This is a genomic window from Ruegeria sp. ANG-R (assembly GCF_000813985.1).
GTDB lineage: Bacteria > Pseudomonadota > Alphaproteobacteria > Rhodobacterales > Rhodobacteraceae > Ruegeria.
In genome coordinates this window covers 35,923-55,102 of sequence record NZ_JWLJ01000006.1, presented here as the reverse complement: position 1 = coordinate 55,102, position 19,180 = coordinate 35,923, and the positions used below count along the sequence as shown (strand labels likewise).

Below are 19,180 nucleotides of genomic sequence, written 5' to 3'. Positions count from 1 at the left end.
ATGCAAAAGCCGTTGGGCGTTATTCTAGCCGGAGGCCTCGCTACCCGCATGGGCGGAGGCGACAAGGGCCTGTTACGGATTGGCGAGCAGAGCTTGTTGAGCCGCGTGATCGATCGGTTGCGCCCTCAGGTCGATGGCTTGGCGCTGAATGCGAATGGCGAGCCCGCGCGGTTTGAGGATTTGGGCCTGCCTGTGATCTCGGATTCCATCGAAGGGTTTGCAGGGCCGCTGGCCGGTGTTCTGGCCGGGCTCGATTGGGCTGCCGGGCAGGGCGCCCACAGTATCGTAACCGCCGCTGCAGATACGCCGTTCTTTCCGTGTGATCTGGTGACGCAATTGGTACGCGCCTCCGAAGGGCAGACACATCCGCTGGTTCTGGCCACCACGCCCCGCTCGGGGGAGGAGGCGTTGAAATCGGGCGGCAGCAAGCGGGTTAATCGACACCCCACATTCGGTCTCTGGCCTGTCGCGCTGCGTGATGATTTGCGGGCGGCGTTGAACGACGGATTACGCAAGGTCGTCCTGTGGACCGACAAACATGATGGGCGCGAGGCGTTGTTCTCGACCGAGCCTTTTGACCCGTTCTTCAACGTTAACACACCCGAAGATCTGACGCGCGCCGAAATCCTGTTGGAGCTGGCATGAGAGTTTATGGCGTCACGGGTTGGAAGAACGCAGGCAAAACCGGGTTGATGGAACGTCTGGTGGCCGAGATCACGGGGCGCGGCTTTACCGTTTCAACTGTCAAACACGCCCATCACAGCGTCGATGTCGATCAGCCGGGCACAGACAGCCACCGGCATCGTGTCGCGGGCGCTTCCGAAGTGCTGCTGGCATCGGGCCAGCGCGTCGCCCTGATGCAGGAGTTGCGTGGCGCGCCAGAGCCGACACTGGATGCGCTGCTGGCCCGTTTGTCCCCTGTCGATCTGGTGTTGATCGAAGGGTTCAAGCGCGAGGGTCACCCAAAGGTCGAGGCTTATCGCGCCGAACCCGGCAATCCTCTGATCGCCACCAGGGATGACACGATACGTGCCGTCGCCAGTGATACCCCCGTGGAACTGGATCGCCCGGTGTTCGATCTGAACGATACGATTGCCATTGCAGATTTCATCCTCGGGGAGGTCGGATTATGAGCAAGCCTGATATCGCACCTCCGCCCCTGCGCAATGATTGTTTTGCCTTGCCTGCCGGGGTGAACTGGACGCCGGTCGACGAAGCCTTGGCGCTGTTGAAAGATAGATTGACCGTCGTGACAGGGGTCGAGACTGTGCCGCTGATGCAGGCCGCCGGTCGCATACTGGCAGCGGATGTATCAGCCAAACGGTCGAACCCGCCGCAGCCCAACACGGCGGTGGATGGATACGGGTTTTCCGGACCCGCGCCCGATGGCCCCTGCGTTCTGCCCCTGGTCGAGGGCCGGGCGGCTGCGGGGGTTCCATTCAGCGGCGACGTTCCGCGGGGCCATGCCGTGCGCGTACTGACCGGGGCTGCGCTGCCAGAGGGTGTCGATACGGTCATACTGGAAGAGGATGTGACCTTGGATCAGGGTCACATTGCGTTCCGAGGCCCGTTGAAACAGGGGGCGAACACGCGGAAAGCGGGCGAAGATGTGACGGAAGGCGCGTTGGCCTTGCCTGCCGGACGACGATTGACGCCCGCCGACCTGGCGCTTCTGTCGGCGGTTGGTGTGGCCGAAATATCCGCGCGCAAGGCGTTGCGCGTCGGGATTTTGTCGACCGGAGATGAACTGGTTGAACCAGGTGACACCGCCGGGCCGGGGCAGATATACGATGCCAACCGACCGATGCTGCTGTCTTTGGTCAGAAGGATCGGATTCGACGCGGTTGATCTGGGGTGCGCGGCGGATGACCGCGCGGCGCTGAAACTGCATCTGGATCAAGCGGCGCAGCAGGTAGATGTGATCCTGACCAGTGGCGGGGCTTCTGCGGGCGACGAAGATCACGTCTCAGCGTTGCTGAGTGAAGCCGGCGCGATGCAGGAATGGCGCATCGCGTTGAAACCCGGGCGCCCCTTGGCGCTGGGGATGTGGAATCATACACCCGTGTTTGGTTTGCCGGGAAATCCGGTGGCGGCGATGGTCTGCACATTGATCTTTGCGCACCCCGCGCTGAGCCTGATGGCCGGCGCAGGCTGGCAGGAGCCGATGGGATTCGACGTGCCCGCCGCGTTCGAGAAGCGCAAGAAACCGGGCCGTCGCGAATACCTGCGGGCCCGTATCCGCGAGGGGCGCGCAGAGGTGTTCCATTCGGAAGGGTCCGGCCGGATCAGCGGGCTGAGCTGGGCCGAAGGGCTGGTCGAGATCCAAGACGGGGCGCGTGAAATAAAACCGGGCGATCCGGTGCGTTTTATCCCTTATGGAAGTTTCGGGCTTTGAGTTTGGCTTGAAGAGCGCGGCCTTCCCCTTCGGTTGAAAGCGCCTCAGTCGAACGTCCCTGTCACGCGTCCCAGCAGCATAAAGGCGCGTGCCGTGCGGGTCTCGCCTAGAGCCGACAGCTCGGCATCGGTAGCCTCGGGTTCGAATTCGACGATCATCCGGTCGAAACGCCGCAGAAAATGGTGTACCGCGTCTCGAAATATAGGGTCCTGTTTCATCCGTGCCGCTGTCAGTGCCAGCGAAGACCGATCCCGAATGCCGCCCAACGCGGCCACCGACCGACCGCGTGCGCCCTGCGCAAATTGCCGCCAGACCTCGGGGCGGGCCATGTCCGGACGCAGATCGTCCATATAGATGCCTTCCTGACTGAGCAGAGTCAGAACATCCTGTGAGGCCTGCACAAGCTGCGATGTCTTACGGTCTTTCAATGCAAGACGCAGCGCGTCGAAACCCGCTTCATCGCTTTGTGTCTCGGGGAAGTTCAGCGCCCGGATAAAGATGTCTGTGGGCAACGGGGGCGCAATTTCTTCTGCGGAAGTACCGAGTTCCAGCGAAGTCTGGTTAGCGGGTACCGATGAGGGCTTGTTGACACGTGCAGGTTCACTGCGATTGGTCGAAAATGTCGCCAGCGCGCTTTCAGTCTTTTTTGCGCTTTCGGCGATTTCATCCAATTTCTTGCCCACCGTCGGCTCATACGTGCTGGCGGCGCGTTGTTGTTGGACCACATAGCTGTTGCGGATCGCATCGATTGCGGTCTGCAGGCGGGCGCTTTCCTCGCGCATCACACGGCTGGCGCGCATCGCAAGGGTTGCGACCCAGATCATCGCCACCGGCATGAACACCGCCAGAAATGTGACGATGAACCCGCCCTGTTGCGCTCCGGGCAGCACCAGAAATACCACCGACACCACCAGCCAGATCAGGCTGAGCACTACGGCCGCGATCTCGATCTCGGTGACCGAGCGGTGTGCGGGGCGGTCGTAGATCCCCAGCGAGGTCGGTTTTTCGGTTTCCTGCTCAGGTTCAGAACCCGACATGATAAACGCTCCGGTCAGGCGTATTCGATACTCAAAACTTCGTAGGACCGCACACCGCCGGGGGTGCGAACCTCGACGCTGTCGCCTTCTTCCTTGCCGATCAGGGCGCGGGCGATGGGGGATTTGATGTTCAGAAGGCCATTTTCAATATTGGCCTCATACTCACCCACGATCTGCCAGGTCTTTTCTTCGTCGGTATCCTCATCGACCAGCGTCACTTTGGCACCGAACTTGATCGCACCCGACAGTTTCGCCGGATCGATAACGTCGGCCAGCGAAAGGATGCCTTCAAGCTCTTTGATGCGCCCCTCGATGAAGCCCTGCTTTTCACGGGCCGAGTGGTATTCCGCGTTCTCTTTGAGGTCACCGAGTTCGCGGGCCGAGGCAATCGCCTCGATGATCGCCGGGCGCTCGACGGATTTCAGGTTCTTCAGCTCTGCCTCGAGCGCGGCATTGCCCGAGGGCGTCATGGGGATCTTTTCCATAGTCTTGTCGTCCACGCATAAATGTTACGCCCCGCCGCACAAAAGCGTCGGGGCGAAGGATGGGTTGGCAATTACCTGACCCAAATGGAGCGTGAATTGCAAGAGGGGACGCGTGGGTTGTCAGTAAACTCGCAACTTAGCGCCGCCGTTTAGGGGGGCGATTGCGCCGGTGCCGCTGGCCCAGCAACTCTCCGCGCCGCCAACGGCTGGCATCGTGCCCAAGCCATAACATCTCAATCATACTGAACCACCTCGAACTCGATGCCGTTGTCGTCGCGGAAATAGAACCGCCGACCGGGCTCGTAGTCGGCATGGTTATGCGGCTCAAACCCCGCTTTGCGGACTCTTTCTTCGGTGGCGTCAATATCCTCGACCAACACGCCGACATGGTTCAGGCCGCCCACGATGTCGTAGCTGCTTTCACCCGATGGCTTAGGATCGCCGGGGGCATAGAGCGCCAGATAGGTGTGAGCGCTGCCCACATGCACCGTGTAACCACCGGCGATGGCCGGGCCTTCCCAGCGGGTTTTCCAATCGAAGACGTCTTGCATCCATGCCGCGGATGCCTTCGGGTCGCGGACAGTGAAGTTGGTATGTTCAAGCGTCGCCATCATGGGGTCTCCTTTGTGCCTTGAGGTTTCTCCCGACTCACCGTAATTTCTAAACCTAACTTTAGGTCAAGGAAATTTTGTGGAGGTGTTATGGCAGTCTCCGAAGGTCTGGCAATCGGGGCGCTGGCCCGGCGTACCGGGTTGGCTGTCTCGGCCATCCGGTATTACGAGGCGCAGGGTTTGATCGCACCATGGCGCAATGCCGGGGGGCAGCGGCGGTATCAGCGCGCTGATATCCGACGGCTGAGTTTCGTGATGATTGCGCAGCAATTCGGTCTGACCTTGCCCGAAATCCGCGAGGTGTTGTCGGAGCTGCCCGGAAATCGCACACCGACGCCGAAGGATTGGCAGCAGATCAGCGTGGTCCTGCGCGCCCGTCTGGATCAGCGAATCGACACGCTGATACGGTTACGGGACAATCTGGATGGCTGCATAGGATGCGGTTGCCTCAGCCTGCCGAAATGCGCGCTGTATAACCCAGATGACAGGGCCAAATCCCATGGTAGCGGTCCCAGATACCTGATGGGCGACGCGCCAGAGGCGTGAAGTGTCGAATAGCGGCATTGTTACGCCGTGTTTCGATTGACCAAAGTCTTTCCGACCATGTAATCAGCCGTGAAACAATATTGCGCCGACCGCATGAAGAAAGCGCCAATTCGGAAAGTTAGCTAAGGAGCCCGCGATGGCCGAGATTGAACGCGAAGCGATGGAATATGACGTGGTGATCGTGGGTGCAGGCCCTGCGGGTCTGTCTGCGGCCATCCGTCTGAAACAGCTGGATGCCGACCTGAACGTCGTGGTTCTGGAAAAGGGCTCGGAAGTGGGTGCGCATATCCTGTCGGGTGCGGTTCTTGATCCTTGCGGGCTGGATGCTCTGATCCCGGACTGGAAGGAAAAAGGCGCGCCTCTGAACGTGCCGGTGCATGAAGATCATTTCTATATGCTGGGCGAGGCCGGTCAGATCCGCATTCCCAACTTCCCGATGCCGCCGCTGATGAACAACCACGGCAACTACATCGTCTCGATGGGCAATGTCTGCCGCTGGATGGCCGAACAGGCCGAAGAGCTGGGCGTGGAAATCTTCCCCGGCATGGCCTGTTCCGAGTTGGTGTACGGCGAGAATGGCGAGGTCAAAGGTGTCGTCGCAGGTGTATTCGGGCTGGAAGCAGATGGGTCCTATGGCCCCAACACCGAGCCGGGGATGGAACTGCACGGCAAATATGTCTTCCTGTCGGAAGGCGTGCGCGGATCGTTGTCCAAGGAAGTCATCGCCAAGTACGACCTGTCAGCCGGCAAAGAGCCGCAGAAATACGGCGTCGGCATGAAAGAGATCTGGGAGATTGATCCAGCCAAGCACAAAGAAGGCTCGGTCACGCACACAATGGGCTGGCCTCTGGGCAGCAACGCGGGTGGCGGGTCGTTCATTTATCACCTTGAAAACAATCAGGTCTATGTGGGCTTCGTGGTTCACCTGAACTACAAGAACCCGCACCTTTACCCCTACATGGAATTCCAGCGCTTCAAGCATCACCCGATGGTGGCCGAGCTGCTGAAAGGCGGCAAGCGCGTGGCTTACGGGGCGCGAGCGATCACCGAAGGCGGCTATCAATCGATGCCCAAGCTAGTCGCTCCGGGCGTGGCGCTGCTGGGCTGTTCGGCGGGTATGGTCAACGTGCCGCGCATCAAGGGCAACCACAATGCGATGCTGTCGGGCAAAGCCGCGGCCGAGGCCGCGTATGATGCCATCAAGGCCGAACGTTCGGGTGATGAACTGACCGCCTATGAGGCTGATGTGCGCGATGGTGCCATCGGCACGGACCTGAAGAAGGTGCGGAACGTCAAACCGCTGTGGTCGAAGTATGGCCTGACCGCCTCGCTGGTGCTGGGTGGTATGGACATGTGGACCAACACGCTGGGCTTTTCGCTGCTGGGCACGCTGGGCCACGGTAAGAACGACGCGGAATCGACGGAAGATGCCAGCAAACACAAGCCCATCGACTACCCGAAACCCGACGGCACGCTGTCCTTTGATCGTCTGACGAACGTATCGTTTGCGGCCACCAACCACGAGGAAAGCCAGCCTTGCCATCTGAAACTGGCCGACCCTGAGATTCCGGTGAAGGTCAACCTGCCTAGGTTCGACGAACCGGCGCAGCGGTATTGCCCCGCAGGCGTCTATGAAATGGTCGAGGATGAAGACGGTCCGCGATTCGTCATCAACTTCCAGAATTGCGTTCACTGCAAGACCTGCGACATCAAAGACCCCAGCCAGAACATCACCTGGACCACACCGCAGGGCGGCGATGGCCCGAACTACCCCAATATGTAAGCAAGAACATGGGCACTGGCAGGGTCGTGAAGGCTCTGCCATTGCCTCTCGCACGCCAAAGCCCTAGCTTGTCGTTCAGTCAACGACAGCAAGGCAGATTATCAGTGGTTTCCCTGGTTCGACGCGCGGCCCTGGCCGCGATCCTCAGCTCTTCAATTGCGCTTCCCGCGGTTTCGGATACCGGATCGGGTTCGTATCTGGCAGGGCGACAGGCTATTTATCAGAGCGATTACCCAGCTGCCGAGCAGTATTATGCCAAAGCGCTGCGCGCAGATCCCCAAAACCCGAAGCTGCTGGAAAACGTTGTTGTTGCCCGTCTGGCATTGGGTGAAATCGATCGAGCGCTGACCGTCGCAGAAGTCATCGAAGAAAATGAACTGCCCAGTCAGGCCGCCCGTATGGTGATCACGGCCAATCTGGTGGCCGACGGAAAGCTGGATGAATTCCTTGCGCGCGATCCCGAAACTCAGGGCGTCGGCCCGTTGGTCGATGGCTTGATGATCGCATGGGCCCATATGGGCCAGGGTGCCATGACCAAGGCGATGGAGCAGTTCGATCTTGTTTCCACGCAGGACGGTCTGAAAGAATTTGCGCTTTATCACAAGGCTATGGCTCTGGCGTCAGTCGGGGATTTCGAGGGCGCTGAGGCTATTTTTTCCGCAGACGATGACGTGGTTGCGCGTTTCTCGCGCCGGGCCGCGCTGGCGCGGGCCGAGGTGCTGTCGCAACTAGATCGCAATGAGGACGCGCTGGAATTCCTCAGGAATGTGTTCGCAGCGGGCAGTGATCCGACCATCGACGGGTATATGGAACGCCTTTCAGCCGATGAAACGCTGCCCTTTACCCATGTCGGCTCGGCCCAGGACGGTATGGCTGAGGTGTTCTTTACCGTGGGCGCGGCATTAAGTGCTGAGGCTGCGCAAGACTATGTTCTGCTCTATGCCCGGGTTGCTGCCTTCCTGCGTCCTGATCACATCGACGCGCTCCTGCTGAGCGCTGAGCTGCTGGACGGGCTCGAGCAATACGATCTGGCCGTCGATGTCTATCGCCAGGTGCCTCCGGGCAGCAGCGATTATCATGCCGCCGAGCTTGGGCGCGCCGAGGTGCTCAGCCGTTCCGATCGGAAAGAGGCCGCTGCCGAAGTGCTGCAAAATCTCACCGCTCAGAGCCCTGATCTGCCCGGTGTGCATGTGGCATTGGCAGATCTTCAGCGCCAGCAAGAGGAGTATGCGGCAGCTGTTGCCTCGTATGACAAGGCCATCGATTTGACCGAAGTGGGTGGGGGCGGCAACTGGTTTCTGCATTACGCCCGCGGGATTTCTCACGAACGCCTCAAGAACTGGGACAAGGCTGAGGCTGATTTTCGTCGCGCGCTTGAGTTGAACCCCGATCAGCCGCAGGTGCTGAACTACCTTGGATACTCGCTGGTCGAACGGCAGGAGAAGCTGGACGAGGCGCTGAGCATGATCGAGCGCGCGGTCGCCGCGCGTCCGGACAGTGGTTATATCGTCGACAGTCTGGGCTGGGTTCTGTTCCGCCTCGGCCGTTATGACGAGGCGGTTGAACACATGGAACGCGCCGTTGAGCTGATGCCGGTCGATCCGGTGGTGAATGACCATCTGGGTGATGTCTACTGGGCCGTGGGCCGTGCCCGCGAGGCCGAGTTCCAGTGGAAACGCGCCCTGTCCTTCATCGACCCCGAAGACACCGACGGTGAAGCCGACCCCGAGCGCATCCGTCAAAAGATCGAGGTCGGGCTCGACGCCGTTCTGCAGGAAGAAGGCGCGGAACCTCTGAAGGTCGCCAATGAAGGCTGAGGCATTTGCCCCCGCCAAGATCAACCTGACTTTGCATGTGACTGGCCAGCGGGACGATGGCTATCATCTGCTGGATTCGCTGGTTGCCTTTGCGGATGTCGGGGATCGACTGAATCTTGCAGCAGGTCCCGCGCTGTCTTTGTCGGTGACCGGCGAATTCTCGGACGGTGTACCCACCGATCACCGCAATCTGGTATGGCAGGCCGCTCAGACCGCTGACTGGACCGGTGATATTCATCTGGACAAGCAGTTGCCTCATGGGGGCGGTGTTGGCGGCGGCTCTGCGGATGCAGCAGCTGTCCTGCGGCTGCTGGCGCAACAGGGAGCCGTTGTTCCCCGTCATGCGCCGCTGTCTTTGGGTGCGGATGTTCCTGTTTGTATACATGCGGCCTCGGCCCGGATGCGTGGGATCGGCGAGCAGATTGAGCCGGTCGCGCTGCCGAAATTACCCGCCCTGTTGGTCAATCCGGGCGTGTCCGTTCCCACAGGGGCGGTGTTCACTGCATTGCAGACCCGGGAACACCCGCCGATGCCCGACACTATTCCCGAATTCGGAACACCCGCTAGCTGCGCGGACTGGCTGCAAGGCCAACGTAATGATCTGGAACGTCCGGCCTGCGAAGTGGCGAGCGCAATTGCCGACGTGCTTGATGAGTTATCGGAAACCCGTGATGTGCTGCTGGCCCGGATGTCCGGTTCGGGTTCGACGTGTTTCGCACTCTACCCAACAGCAAAGGCGGCCCATTTTGCGGCTTATGAGATCGGTGCAGCACATCCCGAGTGGTGGTGTCGCGCGACGACGCTCAGTTGAGCCGGGATACGACGTAATCGGCCAGGTCGCCCAGCAGTGACCGGATTTCGTGGTCCGGGAGAGATCTGAGCGCCGATTTTGCTTTTGCCGCCCAGCCAAACGCATCGGAACGGGTGGCTTCCAACGTGCCGTATTTGTTCATCAGCGCCAGTGCATGGTCCAGATCACCATCTTCCTGGCGTCCCCGGCCAATCGTGCGCTCCCAAAACGCGTGTTCCTCGGGCGTTGCCTGCGCTACGGCCTTGATCACCGGTAAGGTCAATTTCCGTTCACGGAAATCGTCGCCCACGTTTTTACCGGTTGCTGCGCTGTCACCCTGATAATCAAGCAGGTCGTCGGCGATCTGGAATGCGACCCCCAGTGCGTCGCCATAGTCGAACAGGGCCTTGACCTGCTCCTCGGACGCGCCCGCGATTACACCACCCACCTCGGTTGCGGCCGAGAAAAGTGCCGCAGTCTTGCCGCGCACGACCTGTAGATAAACACCCTCATCGGTCCCAAGGTCGGTGGCCGCCGTCATCTGCAGCACCTCGCCTTCGGCAATTGTGGCCGACGCGTTGGCCAGGATATCCAGAACCCGCAGAGAACCCGTCTCAACCATCAGTTGGAAACTGCGGGAAAACAGGTAATCCCCCACCAGAACACTGGATTTATTATCCCACAGTAGGTTTGCCGTAGGTCGCCCGCGCCGCTGCCCGCTTTCATCGACGACATCGTCATGCAACAAAGTGGCGGTGTGAATGAATTCGACCGTCGCGGCGAGCCGAACATGATGATCGCCGGAATAGCCAAACAGCTGGGCCGCCGCCAAGGTTAGCATCGGACGCAGGCGCTTGCCGCCCGCCTCAACCAGGTGCGCTGTTACTTCGGGGATGCGCGGTGCGTGTTCCGACGCCATGCGTGTGCGAATCAGCGTATTGACCGCTGCCATTTCGCCCGAAAGCATCTCTGCCAGACGCTCATGTGGTTTCGAGATCGTGCCGACGTTCATCACACCCCTGATACAAGGCTCGACATCCCTGTCACCTTGCCCTTACATCCATCCCCATGAAAGAACTATTGCGCAGCACCGATCCGACAATCCTAGCCTTTGCAACCGCTCTTCTTGAAGGCGAGGATATAGACTGCTTTCAGATGGACGTAAATATGAGCATCCTCGAAGGCGGAATCGGGATTTTCCCCCGTCGCCTGATGGTGCGCACCGATGACCTGACCCGCGCCGAGCGCGTGATGCGCGATAATGAGATACCGTTGGGTCGATGAGCGCGTTTTCCGACAGCGATCTGACCTGCAACGATTTTCTGGGCGGACGAGTGCGTTTGTGGCAGCCCAGGTCGGGTTATCGCGCGGGTGTTGACCCTGTTTTGCTGGCGGCCTCGGTTCCAGCGCGCACCGATCAATCGGTGCTGGAGCTGGGATGTGGCGCCGGGGCGGCCATTCTGTGCCTTCTGGCACGCGTTCCCGACTTGCGTGCCACCGGGGTTGAATTGCAACCCGCTTACGCCGCGCTGGCGCGTCGAAATGCCGCCCAAAACGCTCTGAACTTATCTGTCGTCGAAGCTGATCTGAGCGCGCTGCCCGATGATTTGCGACAGGCACAGTTCGATCATGTCATTGCCAACCCGCCGTATTACCGACCCGGCGCACATAGCCCAGCGAGAGACCCGGGAAGGCGGATTGCCTTGGGCGAAGAAACGCCCCTGGCGGATTGGATCGACGTCGCCGCTCGACGGTTGGCGCCACGAGGGTACCTTCACATGATTCAGAAGGTGGATCGCCTGCCGGATATGTTGGCTGCGTGCACCGCCCGCTTGGGTTCAGTCGAGGTACTGCCCTTGTCCCCGCGCGCGGGCCGCGCTGCCGAGTTGGTCATTCTACGTGCCCGCAAAGGCGGACGCGCCGCATTCCGCTTGCACGCGCCGCTTATACTGCATCAGGGGGATCGGCATCTGAGTGATGGCGAAAGCTACTCTTCTGAGGTCTCAGCGATACTACGCAAGGGTGCAGCAATGCCCGGCTTTACCTCAGATCGGCAATGACCAGCCGAATTTGTCGGATTTGTTACAGATTCTGTGCGTCTGCAGCGTGACAGGGTGGAAATGATGTGATCAACTTCCTACGTGACATTTACCAAACCAGAGAAGGAGGACCGCCATGAGCGTGAGCGCGCATCTGACGGAGTTGAAGAAGAAACACGAAATTCTCGGTCTTGAAGTAGAAGAAGCTCAACGCTCACCTGGTATCGACGATCTCCATATCGCACAGCTCAAGAAGCAAAAGCTGAAGCTGAAAGAAGAGATTGAACGCCTGTCGGCCTAAGCCTTCAGGCTGGCGCTGGCCGCGATGGCCGCGCCACCGGTGACAAGCAAGGCCGCGATCGCCAGGCCCCAGGATGGGGCGGCGATCCCGGCCAGAACCAACACAAGCGTGGATAACAAAGGTGCTGCGTAAGAGGCGGTGCCCAGAATCTGGATATCCCCTCGCTTGACGCCGATATCCCAAACATAGAACGCCAACCCGACCGGCCCCAGACCCAGCGCAAGTGTCGAAGCCCAGCCCAATGTGTTTTGCGGCCAAATTGTCTCTTCGACGGCGAAATGCAGGACCCAGGACGCAACGGCAGTCAGGGCGCAAAACACTGCGACTGAACTTGTGGGCACATCGCCTAGCCGACGCGACAGGACCGAGTAGCTGGACCATGTCAGCGCGCAGAGCAAAGCCAGCCCATAACCGGGCAAGTGCTGAATCTGGAAGCCAGCGCTGCCTCCACCGGTGATGATGACGGCGGCTCCGGCAAAGCCAAGGCAGGCTCCGATGAGGTGCCCCGGTTTCAGATGCTCTCCGGGCAGCAGGCCTGACAGAAGAACGATCAGTAAGGGCCAGAGATAGGCGATCAGCCCGGCCTCGGCCGCGGGGGCCATGCGCAAGGCAGAAAAATACAGCGCGTGGTAGCCGAATAGGCCAATTGTACCAAACAGATATGTCGTCCACGCGACTTGACGTAGTTGTCGCAGACCACCGCTCGCCATGGTCCAGATCAGGCCCAACGTGCCGCCGATGGTAAAACAGATCGCGTTCAACAACAGAGGCGGCGTCGGGGCCGAACCCACCGTGAACAGCGCCAGAAGAGACCACAGCAAAACCGCGACAAAACCGACTGCGGTCGCGCCCATTTTGCTCATTCACCAGCTACCTTCTCAACAGGGATGATTTCAAACTCATCCGATATATGCGCGGTCTTTTCAATCTCGGAAATGAACCAGTCGCGGAACGCTGCGATCTGCGGTCGCTTTTCTGCCCCTTGCAGGCAGAGAAAACGAAATCGTCCGGCGGTCTCCAGTGCCACTTTGAACGGCGCGACCAGTCGCCCTTCGGTCAGGTCTTTCAGAATCATGGCGCGACGCCCCAGAACCACGCCCACCCCGGCCACGGCAGCGTCGATGGCGTGATCGGCGTTTGAAAAATGCGCCCCATGGGTCGGTGTGAAATCCAATCCCACCGCGCGGAACCACGCGGGCCAGTCGCAACGCGGCTTTAGGAAACTGATCGAATCGTCATGGATCAGAGGGGCCTCGCGCAACGATGCAGGCGTGGGGAATTGCTCGGCCAGTTCCGGGGTCATCACCGGGGTCAGCCATTCCTTGCGGACGGGAACGGAATAGAGCCCCTCATCCGGCCCATAGCCAAAGCGGATCGCCACGTCCACGTCATCGCGTTCAAGGTCCATGTTGCGCAGAGTGGCCGAGAATTTCAGGTCAATCCCCGGATTTGCACGTGCGAATTCATAAAGGCGGGGTGCCAGCCATTTCGCTGTCAGGGCAGGGCCTGCTGTAACCGTGAGGCTGGTTTCATCCTGCAGCCGCCGCGTCGCTTGCCACGCGGTTTGCAGGGCGGCAAAGCCATCTGCTGTTCCGGGGGCCAATGTGCGCCCGGCTTCGGTCAGCTCGACAGCGCGATTGAGACGGCGAAACAGGGGGTGGCCCAGATGCTCCTCTAACGACTTGATCTGAAAGGACAGGGCCGCAGGTGTCACATTCAGTTCCTCCGCCGCCTTGGCAAAAGACATATGTCGTGCGGCGGCATCGAAGGCGCGCAAAGCAGTCAGCGGAGGCAGGCGGTCAGTCATGACAGTTAAGTTTTTCTGAACTGAAGGGGCGAAAACTCTCGTTTGTGCGATTTAAAATCAAAGGCCATGCTGATGGCAAGACAAATCCAACTTGATTGAGAAGGGTTCAGCATGATCGAGATGACAACAAACCCAGCCATTCAGAATGCCATTCACCGTGCGCATGAAGAGCGCGGCAAGGCGGTTGTCGGGTTCTGGTCCTGGCTATTCGGTTCCCGCTGATCACAGCGCGCGTGATCTTACGGGATAAAAGAAGGGCCGGTCCTTGATGGACCGGCCCGTTTTCATTCTCAGGTCGTCGGCTTAGACGAAGAACTGTGCACCGTTTGCCGAAATGGTCGAGCCGTTGATGAACTGCGAATCGTCCGATGCCAGGAAGGCGACGCAGCGCGCGATTTCTTCCGGCTCACCCAGACGACCGGCCGGGATCTGGCCGATGATCGATTCGCGCACTTTTTCCGGTACTGCCATGACCATTTCGGTCGCGATATAGCCGGGGCAAATCGCATTGGCCGTGATACCGGCCCGCGCGCCTTCCTGCGCCAGAGATTTCACGATGCCCAGATCGCCCGCTTTGGTTGCGGCATAGTTGACCTGCGCAAACTGGCCTTTCTGGCCATTGATCGAGCTGATCACGATGATGCGGCCAAACTTGCGTTCGCGCATACCGGGCCAGACTGGATGCACGGTGTTGAACACGCCGGTCAGGTTGGTGTCGATAACCTGATGCCATTGCTCCGGTGTCATCTTGTGGAAAGGCGCATCACGGGTGATGCCCGCGTTGGCGACCACGATGTCGACCGGGCCGACCTCGGCCTCGACTTTTTCGATGCCCGCTTTGGATTCGTCGTAATCCGCAACATTCCATTTATAGGTCTTGATACCGGTTTCTTCGGTGAACTTCGCGGCGGCTTCGTCATTGCCTGCATAAGTAGCGGCAACATTGTATCCTTCGGCCTTCAGCGCCTTGGAAATTGCTGCGCCGATGCCGCGGGAACCGCCGGTTACGAGTGCTGTACGTGCCATTTAGGACTCCTCCAAATTTAGTCGTCTTGGTAATTCTGTTACTCTGAGAGTTAAAGATGCGCAATATCGTTTCGTGATCGATTTTGTCTTTCTGTCCGGCGATATTGTCGCATCTAAGGGATATGTTCTGATTGTAACAAAAAAGGGCGCCCGGTGGACGCCCTTTTGTATTTAGTTTTCAGCGCACTTAGTCGCGCTCCACGCACAGTGCAACGCCCATGCCGCCGCCGATGCAGAGGGTCGCGAGGCCCTTCTTCGCATCCCGGCGCTTCATTTCGAACAGCAGGGTGTTCAGAACCCGGCAGCCGGATGCACCAATCGGGTGACCGATGGCAATGGCGCCACCATTTACGTTCACGATTGACGGGTCCCAACCCATGTCCTTGTTCACGGCGCAGGCCTGCGCAGCAAACGCTTCGTTGGCTTCGACCAGATCCAGATCGTCAACCGACCAGCCTGCTTTCTCCAGCGCCTTGCGCGAGGCGTAGATCGGGCCGACGCCCATGATCGACGGGTCAAGACCGGCGGTTGCGTAGGAGGCGATCCGGGCCAAAGGCTCAATCCCGCGCTTTTCGGCGTTTTCTGCCGACATCAGCAGCGTGGCCGCAGCACCGTCGTTCAAGCCCGAGGCGTTGGCAGCGGTCACCGAGCCGTCCTTGGCGAAGGCCGGGCGCAACTTGCCCATGGCTTCGATGGTGGCGCCGTGGCGGATGTACTCGTCCTTGTCCATCACGATGTCGCCCTTGCGAGTCTTGATGGTGAAGGGGACGATTTCGTCGGCGAACTTGCCTGCGTTTTGCGCGGCTTCGGCCTTGTTTTGGCTGGCGACCGCAAATTCATCCTGCATATCGCGGCTGATCTGCCATTTCTCGGCAACGTTCTCGGCCGTTTGACCCATGTGATAGCCGTTGAAGGCATCCCACAGACCATCGCGGATCATCGTGTCGATGTACTTCATGTCACCCATCTTGTGACCGGCACGCAGGGCGGCGGCATGGGGTGACAGGGTCATGTTCTCTTGTCCACCTGCGGCCACGATTTCGGCATCGCCCAGCTGGATGTGCTGCGCCCCCAGGGCGACAGCGCGCAGACCCGAACCGCAGACCTGGTTGATGCCCCATGCGGCGCTTTCCTGTGGCAGGCCTGCATTGATATGTGCCTGACGCGCGGGGTTTTGACCCTGAGCAGCGGTCAGGACCTGGCCCATGATGGTTTCGCTTACCTCGCCCTTGTCGATCCCGGCGCGTTCGACGACGGCCTCAAGGACGGCAGCGCCCAGATCATGTGCGGGGGTGTTCGCAAACGAACCGCTAAAGCTACCGACGCCCGTACGTGCGGCGGATGCGATTACTACGTTGGTCATACAGTCAATCCTTTACCGTCATGGTCCTGTGGGAAATCTGACGGCGCAGGGCGTGGAGAGGTTTTCTCCGGCTGCAAGAGCGCCTCGTGATCCCCCGCTCCAGCATCTTCTGCAATAGCGCAATGCTGCATCTGCAGCAACGGGCAGCTTGTCTCAGATCGATCAAGGGCGGTGTTTTGCGAAAAATACTGTCGTTAACTGCCCGTTTTGGCCGGGTTTTCACTTTTCCATGGTGGGGTAACCGACGGAGCGCCATACAAGAAGCCCTGCAGACAATCGACACCGTTGGCAATCAGAAAGCTGGCATCCTCGGCAGTTTCGACCGATTCGGCGGTAACGAGAATTTCGAATTCCCGCGCGACGGCGATCAGCGCGCGCACCAGCGCCTGATTGTCGGAGTTGCCGCTGATGCCGCGCACGAATTGCCCGTCGATCTTGGCGGCGTCGAACAGAAACTCACGAAAATGACGAAAGCTGAAGTTGCTGGCGCCGAAATCATCCAGCGCGAAGGCAATGCCACGGGCCTGTTGGCGGTCCATGAAATCGACCACCAGTTCCGGCACCTGCATGGCCGAACCTTCCGAGATTTCCAGGATCAGTCTTTCGCCCAGGCTCGCGTCCTTTTTCAGGAACCGATCCAGCACGCGCGACCATTGGGCATAACCGATGGACCGGGCCGACATGTTGATCGACAGCCGGATGCCTGGATTTCGGATCAGGGTGCGCAAACCCATATCCAGAGCGATACAATCGAGATCCCGGCCTATGGGTGTGTTTTCGACCTGCGGCATGAACTCGCGCGCGGGGATGACGCGCCCGGTTTCGTCCAGCACGCGGATGAACCCTTCGTAGAAGGCGACACCGTGCGGCGGATGCGCCTGCATGACGGGTTGAAAGGCCAGCCTGCATTGTTTGTGCTTCACGGCCTCGGTTGCCATCTGTACGACCGACTGATCCCGGGACGTGACGGCGGCGCTCAGCGGGTTGTCCGCGCCCTCGGGCAGGTCTGCACGTTTCCTGTTTCGCATGATGTACCGTTTCCCGATTCTGACGAAAATGGGTCAGGCAGCAGTTTCAGGGAAGACAGGTAAAACCCGAGTTAATGAGTGCGCGTTTATTTGCCGGTGCTTGGTTCAGCGATCAGTGTGTTGACTGCCAGACATGCTTTAGGGAAGCCGCCGCGCCAACGAGCGCCCCAAGAAGCCCGAGCGCTGCCATAACGAAGCCAAGTCCCAAAATCGTCGGCACAGCTCCGTTGAGCGCCGCAGCCATGGTAACAACAAGACCCAGCAAGCCGGTAACGGTAGAAATCCTCAGCAGTTTTGACATGCGGGCCTCCGGAAAATACGTAATCAAAACACTGTCCGGATATGGAGCGCTTGTGCCAAAATTCAAGCATACAAGTGGTCTTTTTGGGGCTTAAGCCTGCTTTGTCGTTGTCGCAGCAGAGGGTTTTGCACCCAACTGGTCGAAGCCGGGCGTCCCACGATCTTCAGGGTGACGGGCCAGGTGTTTGGCCTTGATCTGTTCCGAGTTGTCGCGGCTGCCATCATGGCTGTACCCCGGCGGCGCAAAACAATAGGCCAAGCGCTGGCGCACCGTCAGCCCTGGCTGGCTGGCATCCTTCCAGATGCCGACCCATTCGTGAAAAGCCACGCGCAGGGGATTAAAAGTGCCGATATTGTGGACCAGCCCATAGTCGACTTTATCGTCCTCCTGCTCGGGGACGAATGTACCAAATATTCTGTCCCAGATGATGAAGACGCCGGCGTAGTTACAGTCCAGATAGCGCGGGTTCCGCCCGTGATGGGCGCGGTGGTGGCTGGGCGTGTTCATGATGGCTTCGAACCAACGCGGCATTTTGCCGATCGCCTCGGTATGAATCCAGAACTGGTAGATCAGGTTCAGACCTCCGACGAACAGGACCATGGCGGGGTGGAACCCCAGCAGGATCAGTGGCGCACGCACCACCATCATGAAGGTGAACGTATAGGTCCAGGTCTGCCGCAACGCCGTCGTCAGGTTGTAGTGTTGCGAGCTGTGGTGGTTCACATGGCTGGCCCAGACCCAGCGGATGCGGTGTCCGAACCGATGCACCCAGTAATAGCGCAGGTCGTCCAGCACAAAGCACAGGATGATGACCGGAATAGAGGTGCCCAGATTCAACGGTGTAATCTGCCACAGCCACATGAAGAACGCATAGGCGATGAACCCCAGCAGAAAGCCGGAAGCGATGTTGCCCGCCCCCATGATCAGAGAGGTCACGGCATCGCGTGTTTCATATCGACCGCCCCGACCTTTGATGGCGATCCAGAGGAACTCGGCCAGAATGGCGGCAATGAAAAAGGGCACAGCCCATTGTACCGCGTCGGGAAAACTCACGTGGTCGGTCATGCGGGCTCCATCAGGTGTTGCCAGTGGCGGCGTTCGGTGTCGTCCAGATGGATGATCACGCGCGGTGTGCTGAAATCGTGGAACTGGACCTCAAAGCCTTCCGGGTGGTCGATCCGGTCGAAATCGAGCAGATGCCGCGCCACTGTATCGGCCCCAAAAGACCAGAGCAGTCCGGCTCCTGTCTCGGTCCGCACAAGCGCCGCGTGGCCGTCATGGGCCACCGTCACGTCGATCACCGTATCATCTGGAAAATGTCGCAGCCACTGATCCGACGCGGTCTCGGACGTCAGCAGACGCAAACGGGACCTGCCCGTCAGATGCAGCAGCAGTGTCACCCCGGCTATGCCGCCGACGACCAGCACCAATAGAATTTCCAGCGGCATTCCACCCTCCTGCAATCAAACTGCAAGGGAGTGTGAATGCTGTCAAAGGTGGCGTGGCGTCAGCCGTTTTCCAGGCTTTCCAGAATTTCGTGCTGTACGATGCGTTTGACGAACGGCATCAGACCTTCGGGGCCTGACGCCCGATCTTTGAGATGAATGCAGATATCGGGCCTGCGCGCAGCTATAATGCCCACCAGTTCGCCGCGTATCTTGTCATCCAGACCTGCGCCCATGATTGCGCAGGCGATGCGCGGTTCAGTATCCAATTGCCGCCGCACCTCATCCTGATCATGCGCGCCCAGCCACTGAATCGGCAGGTGATCCAGTTGTCGGGCCACATCGCCAATCACGTTCGGCAGCCGCCCTATTAGTAGTACTACAGGTTTCATCGTCGCCCCCAATT

Annotated in this window: 23 protein-coding genes; 10 read left to right on the top strand and 13 right to left on the bottom strand. The window is 59.6% G+C overall.

Annotation, left to right across the window (positions count from 1 at the left end; translation table 11 throughout):
• Genes mobA through glp form a run of 3 tightly spaced genes read left to right on the top strand, consistent with a single transcriptional unit; the run spans position 1 to position 2,395 of the window.
• Positions 1-645, top strand: coding sequence for a molybdenum cofactor guanylyltransferase MobA (mobA, locus tag RA27_RS14685; RefSeq protein WP_082025161.1), 645 nt, complete (start codon positions 1-3; stop codon positions 643-645).
• Positions 642-1,133 (top strand): molybdopterin-guanine dinucleotide biosynthesis protein B, encoded by a 492-nt coding sequence (gene mobB, locus RA27_RS14680; RefSeq protein ID WP_039540551.1) that lies wholly within the window; start codon positions 642-644, stop codon positions 1,131-1,133. Before mobA ends, mobB begins: the two co-directional genes overlap by 4 nt.
• On the top strand, positions 1,130-2,395 hold the full coding sequence (gene glp / locus RA27_RS14675; protein WP_039540549.1) for a gephyrin-like molybdotransferase Glp: 1,266 nt from the start codon (positions 1,130-1,132) through the stop codon (positions 2,393-2,395). The genes mobB and glp overlap by 4 nt, the downstream gene beginning before the upstream one ends.
• A gap of 44 nt (positions 2,396-2,439) precedes the next feature.
• On the opposite strand, the gene RA27_RS14670 is transcribed toward glp, so the two are convergent.
• The 3 genes from RA27_RS14670 to RA27_RS14660 form a co-directional block, all read right to left on the bottom strand.
• Entirely contained in the window at positions 2,440-3,432 is a 993-nt protein-coding gene (locus RA27_RS14670) for a hypothetical protein (protein WP_039540546.1), read from the bottom strand.
• A gap of 14 nt (positions 3,433-3,446) precedes the next feature.
• Entirely contained in the window at positions 3,447-3,917 is a 471-nt protein-coding gene (greA, locus tag RA27_RS14665) for a transcription elongation factor GreA (protein ID WP_039540543.1), read from the bottom strand.
• 233 nt (positions 3,918-4,150) lie between these two features.
• Positions 4,151-4,531, bottom strand: a complete 381-nt coding sequence (locus RA27_RS14660) for a VOC family protein (RefSeq protein WP_039540540.1) — start codon at positions 4,529-4,531, stop codon at positions 4,151-4,153.
• An 87-nt stretch (positions 4,532-4,618) separates the two neighbouring features.
• On the opposite strand from RA27_RS14660, the gene soxR reads away from it, so the two are divergent.
• The 4 genes from soxR to RA27_RS14640 all read left to right on the top strand — a co-directional run bounded on the left by soxR (position 4,619) and on the right by RA27_RS14640 (position 9,485).
• Complete coding sequence (soxR, locus tag RA27_RS14655; RefSeq protein ID WP_039540536.1) at positions 4,619-5,074, top strand: redox-sensitive transcriptional activator SoxR; 456 nt, start codon at positions 4,619-4,621, stop codon at positions 5,072-5,074.
• A 136-nt stretch (positions 5,075-5,210) separates the two neighbouring features.
• Entirely contained in the window at positions 5,211-6,857 is a 1,647-nt protein-coding gene (locus RA27_RS14650) for an electron transfer flavoprotein-ubiquinone oxidoreductase (protein ID WP_039540534.1), read from the top strand.
• A 104-nt stretch (positions 6,858-6,961) separates the two neighbouring features.
• Positions 6,962-8,674 (top strand): tetratricopeptide repeat protein, encoded by a 1,713-nt coding sequence (locus RA27_RS14645; RefSeq protein WP_039540531.1) that lies wholly within the window; start codon positions 6,962-6,964, stop codon positions 8,672-8,674.
• Positions 8,664-9,485: a 4-(cytidine 5'-diphospho)-2-C-methyl-D-erythritol kinase gene (locus RA27_RS14640; RefSeq protein WP_039540528.1), complete on the top strand. Its 822-nt coding sequence runs from the start codon at positions 8,664-8,666 to the stop codon at positions 9,483-9,485. Before RA27_RS14645 ends, RA27_RS14640 begins: the two co-directional genes overlap by 11 nt.
• Here the strand turns inward: RA27_RS14640 and RA27_RS14635 are convergent.
• Complete coding sequence (locus RA27_RS14635) at positions 9,478-10,476, bottom strand: polyprenyl synthetase family protein (protein ID WP_039540526.1); 999 nt, start codon at positions 10,474-10,476, stop codon at positions 9,478-9,480. The genes RA27_RS14640 and RA27_RS14635 overlap by 8 nt on opposite strands.
• Positions 10,477-10,532: 56 nt before the next feature.
• Here RA27_RS14635 and RA27_RS14630 point away from each other — a divergent pair, with 56 nt between their 5' ends.
• From RA27_RS14630 to RA27_RS23715, 3 genes are all read left to right on the top strand, one after another.
• Positions 10,533-10,748, top strand: coding sequence for a DUF2007 domain-containing protein (locus RA27_RS14630; RefSeq protein ID WP_039540523.1), 216 nt, complete (start codon positions 10,533-10,535; stop codon positions 10,746-10,748).
• Positions 10,745-11,524, top strand: a complete 780-nt coding sequence (locus RA27_RS14625) for a methyltransferase domain-containing protein (protein WP_039540521.1) — start codon at positions 10,745-10,747, stop codon at positions 11,522-11,524. The genes RA27_RS14630 and RA27_RS14625 overlap by 4 nt, the downstream gene beginning before the upstream one ends.
• Before the next feature lie 115 nt (positions 11,525-11,639).
• Complete coding sequence (locus tag RA27_RS23715) at positions 11,640-11,804, top strand: DUF465 domain-containing protein (RefSeq protein WP_010443648.1); 165 nt, start codon at positions 11,640-11,642, stop codon at positions 11,802-11,804.
• On the opposite strand, the gene RA27_RS14620 is transcribed toward RA27_RS23715, so the two are convergent.
• The 9 genes from RA27_RS14620 to RA27_RS14580 form a co-directional block, all read right to left on the bottom strand.
• The gene (locus RA27_RS14620) at positions 11,801-12,667 is read right to left on the bottom strand and encodes an EamA family transporter (RefSeq protein ID WP_039540518.1); all 867 of its coding nucleotides are present in this window, start codon (positions 12,665-12,667) and stop codon (positions 11,801-11,803) included. The genes RA27_RS23715 and RA27_RS14620 overlap by 4 nt on opposite strands.
• Positions 12,664-13,611 (bottom strand): transcriptional regulator GcvA, encoded by a 948-nt coding sequence (locus tag RA27_RS14615; protein WP_039540515.1) that lies wholly within the window; start codon positions 13,609-13,611, stop codon positions 12,664-12,666. Before RA27_RS14615 ends, RA27_RS14620 begins: the two co-directional genes overlap by 4 nt.
• Positions 13,612-13,914: 303 nt before the next feature.
• A complete protein-coding gene (gene phbB / locus RA27_RS14610; RefSeq protein ID WP_039540512.1) occupies positions 13,915-14,637 on the bottom strand; it encodes an acetoacetyl-CoA reductase in 723 nt (240 codons plus the stop codon).
• A gap of 187 nt (positions 14,638-14,824) precedes the next feature.
• Positions 14,825-16,000: an acetyl-CoA C-acetyltransferase gene (locus RA27_RS14605; protein WP_039540509.1), complete on the bottom strand. Its 1,176-nt coding sequence runs from the start codon at positions 15,998-16,000 to the stop codon at positions 14,825-14,827.
• 194 nt (positions 16,001-16,194) lie between these two features.
• A complete protein-coding gene (locus RA27_RS14600; RefSeq protein ID WP_082025137.1) occupies positions 16,195-17,028 on the bottom strand; it encodes an EAL domain-containing protein in 834 nt (277 codons plus the stop codon).
• Between the two features lie 112 nt (positions 17,029-17,140).
• Positions 17,141-17,329, bottom strand: a complete 189-nt coding sequence (locus RA27_RS14595) for a hypothetical protein (protein WP_039540503.1) — start codon at positions 17,327-17,329, stop codon at positions 17,141-17,143.
• Positions 17,330-17,419: 90 nt separating this feature from the next.
• Positions 17,420-18,394 (bottom strand): sterol desaturase family protein, encoded by a 975-nt coding sequence (locus RA27_RS14590; RefSeq protein ID WP_039540501.1) that lies wholly within the window; start codon positions 18,392-18,394, stop codon positions 17,420-17,422.
• Positions 18,391-18,777, bottom strand: coding sequence for a hypothetical protein (locus tag RA27_RS14585; protein ID WP_039540498.1), 387 nt, complete (start codon positions 18,775-18,777; stop codon positions 18,391-18,393). The genes RA27_RS14590 and RA27_RS14585 overlap by 4 nt, the downstream gene beginning before the upstream one ends.
• A 59-nt stretch (positions 18,778-18,836) precedes the next feature.
• Entirely contained in the window at positions 18,837-19,166 is a 330-nt protein-coding gene (locus RA27_RS14580; RefSeq protein ID WP_039540495.1) for a hypothetical protein, read from the bottom strand.
• Between the last annotated feature and the right edge of the window lie 14 nt (positions 19,167-19,180).

Excerpts from the sequence above, each read along its gene's own strand:
- mobA (WP_082025161.1), top strand. The coding sequence starts at position 1 with ATGCAAAAGCCGTTGGGCGTTATTCTAGCCGGAGGCCTCGCTACCCGC.
- mobB (WP_039540551.1), top strand. The coding sequence starts at position 642 with ATGAGAGTTTATGGCGTCACGGGTTGGAAGAACGCAGGCAAAACCGGG.
- glp (WP_039540549.1), top strand. The coding sequence starts at position 1,130 with ATGAGCAAGCCTGATATCGCACCTCCGCCCCTGCGCAATGATTGTTTT.
- RA27_RS14670 (WP_039540546.1), bottom strand. The coding sequence starts at position 3,432 with ATGTCGGGTTCTGAACCTGAGCAGGAAACCGAAAAACCGACCTCGCTG.
- greA (WP_039540543.1), bottom strand. The coding sequence starts at position 3,917 with ATGGAAAAGATCCCCATGACGCCCTCGGGCAATGCCGCGCTCGAGGCA.
- RA27_RS14660 (WP_039540540.1), bottom strand. The coding sequence starts at position 4,531 with ATGATGGCGACGCTTGAACATACCAACTTCACTGTCCGCGACCCGAAG.
- soxR (WP_039540536.1), top strand. The coding sequence starts at position 4,619 with ATGGCAGTCTCCGAAGGTCTGGCAATCGGGGCGCTGGCCCGGCGTACC.
- RA27_RS14650 (WP_039540534.1), top strand. The coding sequence starts at position 5,211 with ATGGCCGAGATTGAACGCGAAGCGATGGAATATGACGTGGTGATCGTG.
- RA27_RS14640 (WP_039540528.1), top strand. The coding sequence starts at position 8,664 with ATGAAGGCTGAGGCATTTGCCCCCGCCAAGATCAACCTGACTTTGCAT.
- RA27_RS14635 (WP_039540526.1), bottom strand. The coding sequence starts at position 10,476 with ATGAACGTCGGCACGATCTCGAAACCACATGAGCGTCTGGCAGAGATG.
- RA27_RS14630 (WP_039540523.1), top strand. The coding sequence starts at position 10,533 with ATGAAAGAACTATTGCGCAGCACCGATCCGACAATCCTAGCCTTTGCA.
- RA27_RS14625 (WP_039540521.1), top strand. The coding sequence starts at position 10,745 with ATGAGCGCGTTTTCCGACAGCGATCTGACCTGCAACGATTTTCTGGGC.
- RA27_RS23715 (WP_010443648.1), top strand. The coding sequence starts at position 11,640 with ATGAGCGTGAGCGCGCATCTGACGGAGTTGAAGAAGAAACACGAAATT.
- RA27_RS14620 (WP_039540518.1), bottom strand. The coding sequence starts at position 12,667 with ATGAGCAAAATGGGCGCGACCGCAGTCGGTTTTGTCGCGGTTTTGCTG.
- RA27_RS14615 (WP_039540515.1), bottom strand. The coding sequence starts at position 13,611 with ATGACTGACCGCCTGCCTCCGCTGACTGCTTTGCGCGCCTTCGATGCC.
- phbB (WP_039540512.1), bottom strand. The coding sequence starts at position 14,637 with ATGGCACGTACAGCACTCGTAACCGGCGGTTCCCGCGGCATCGGCGCA.
- RA27_RS14605 (WP_039540509.1), bottom strand. The coding sequence starts at position 16,000 with ATGACCAACGTAGTAATCGCATCCGCCGCACGTACGGGCGTCGGTAGC.
- RA27_RS14600 (WP_082025137.1), bottom strand. The coding sequence starts at position 17,028 with ATGCGAAACAGGAAACGTGCAGACCTGCCCGAGGGCGCGGACAACCCG.
- RA27_RS14595 (WP_039540503.1), bottom strand. The coding sequence starts at position 17,329 with ATGTCAAAACTGCTGAGGATTTCTACCGTTACCGGCTTGCTGGGTCTT.
- RA27_RS14590 (WP_039540501.1), bottom strand. The coding sequence starts at position 18,394 with ATGACCGACCACGTGAGTTTTCCCGACGCGGTACAATGGGCTGTGCCC.
- RA27_RS14585 (WP_039540498.1), bottom strand. The coding sequence starts at position 18,777 with ATGCCGCTGGAAATTCTATTGGTGCTGGTCGTCGGCGGCATAGCCGGG.
- RA27_RS14580 (WP_039540495.1), bottom strand. The coding sequence starts at position 19,166 with ATGAAACCTGTAGTACTACTAATAGGGCGGCTGCCGAACGTGATTGGC.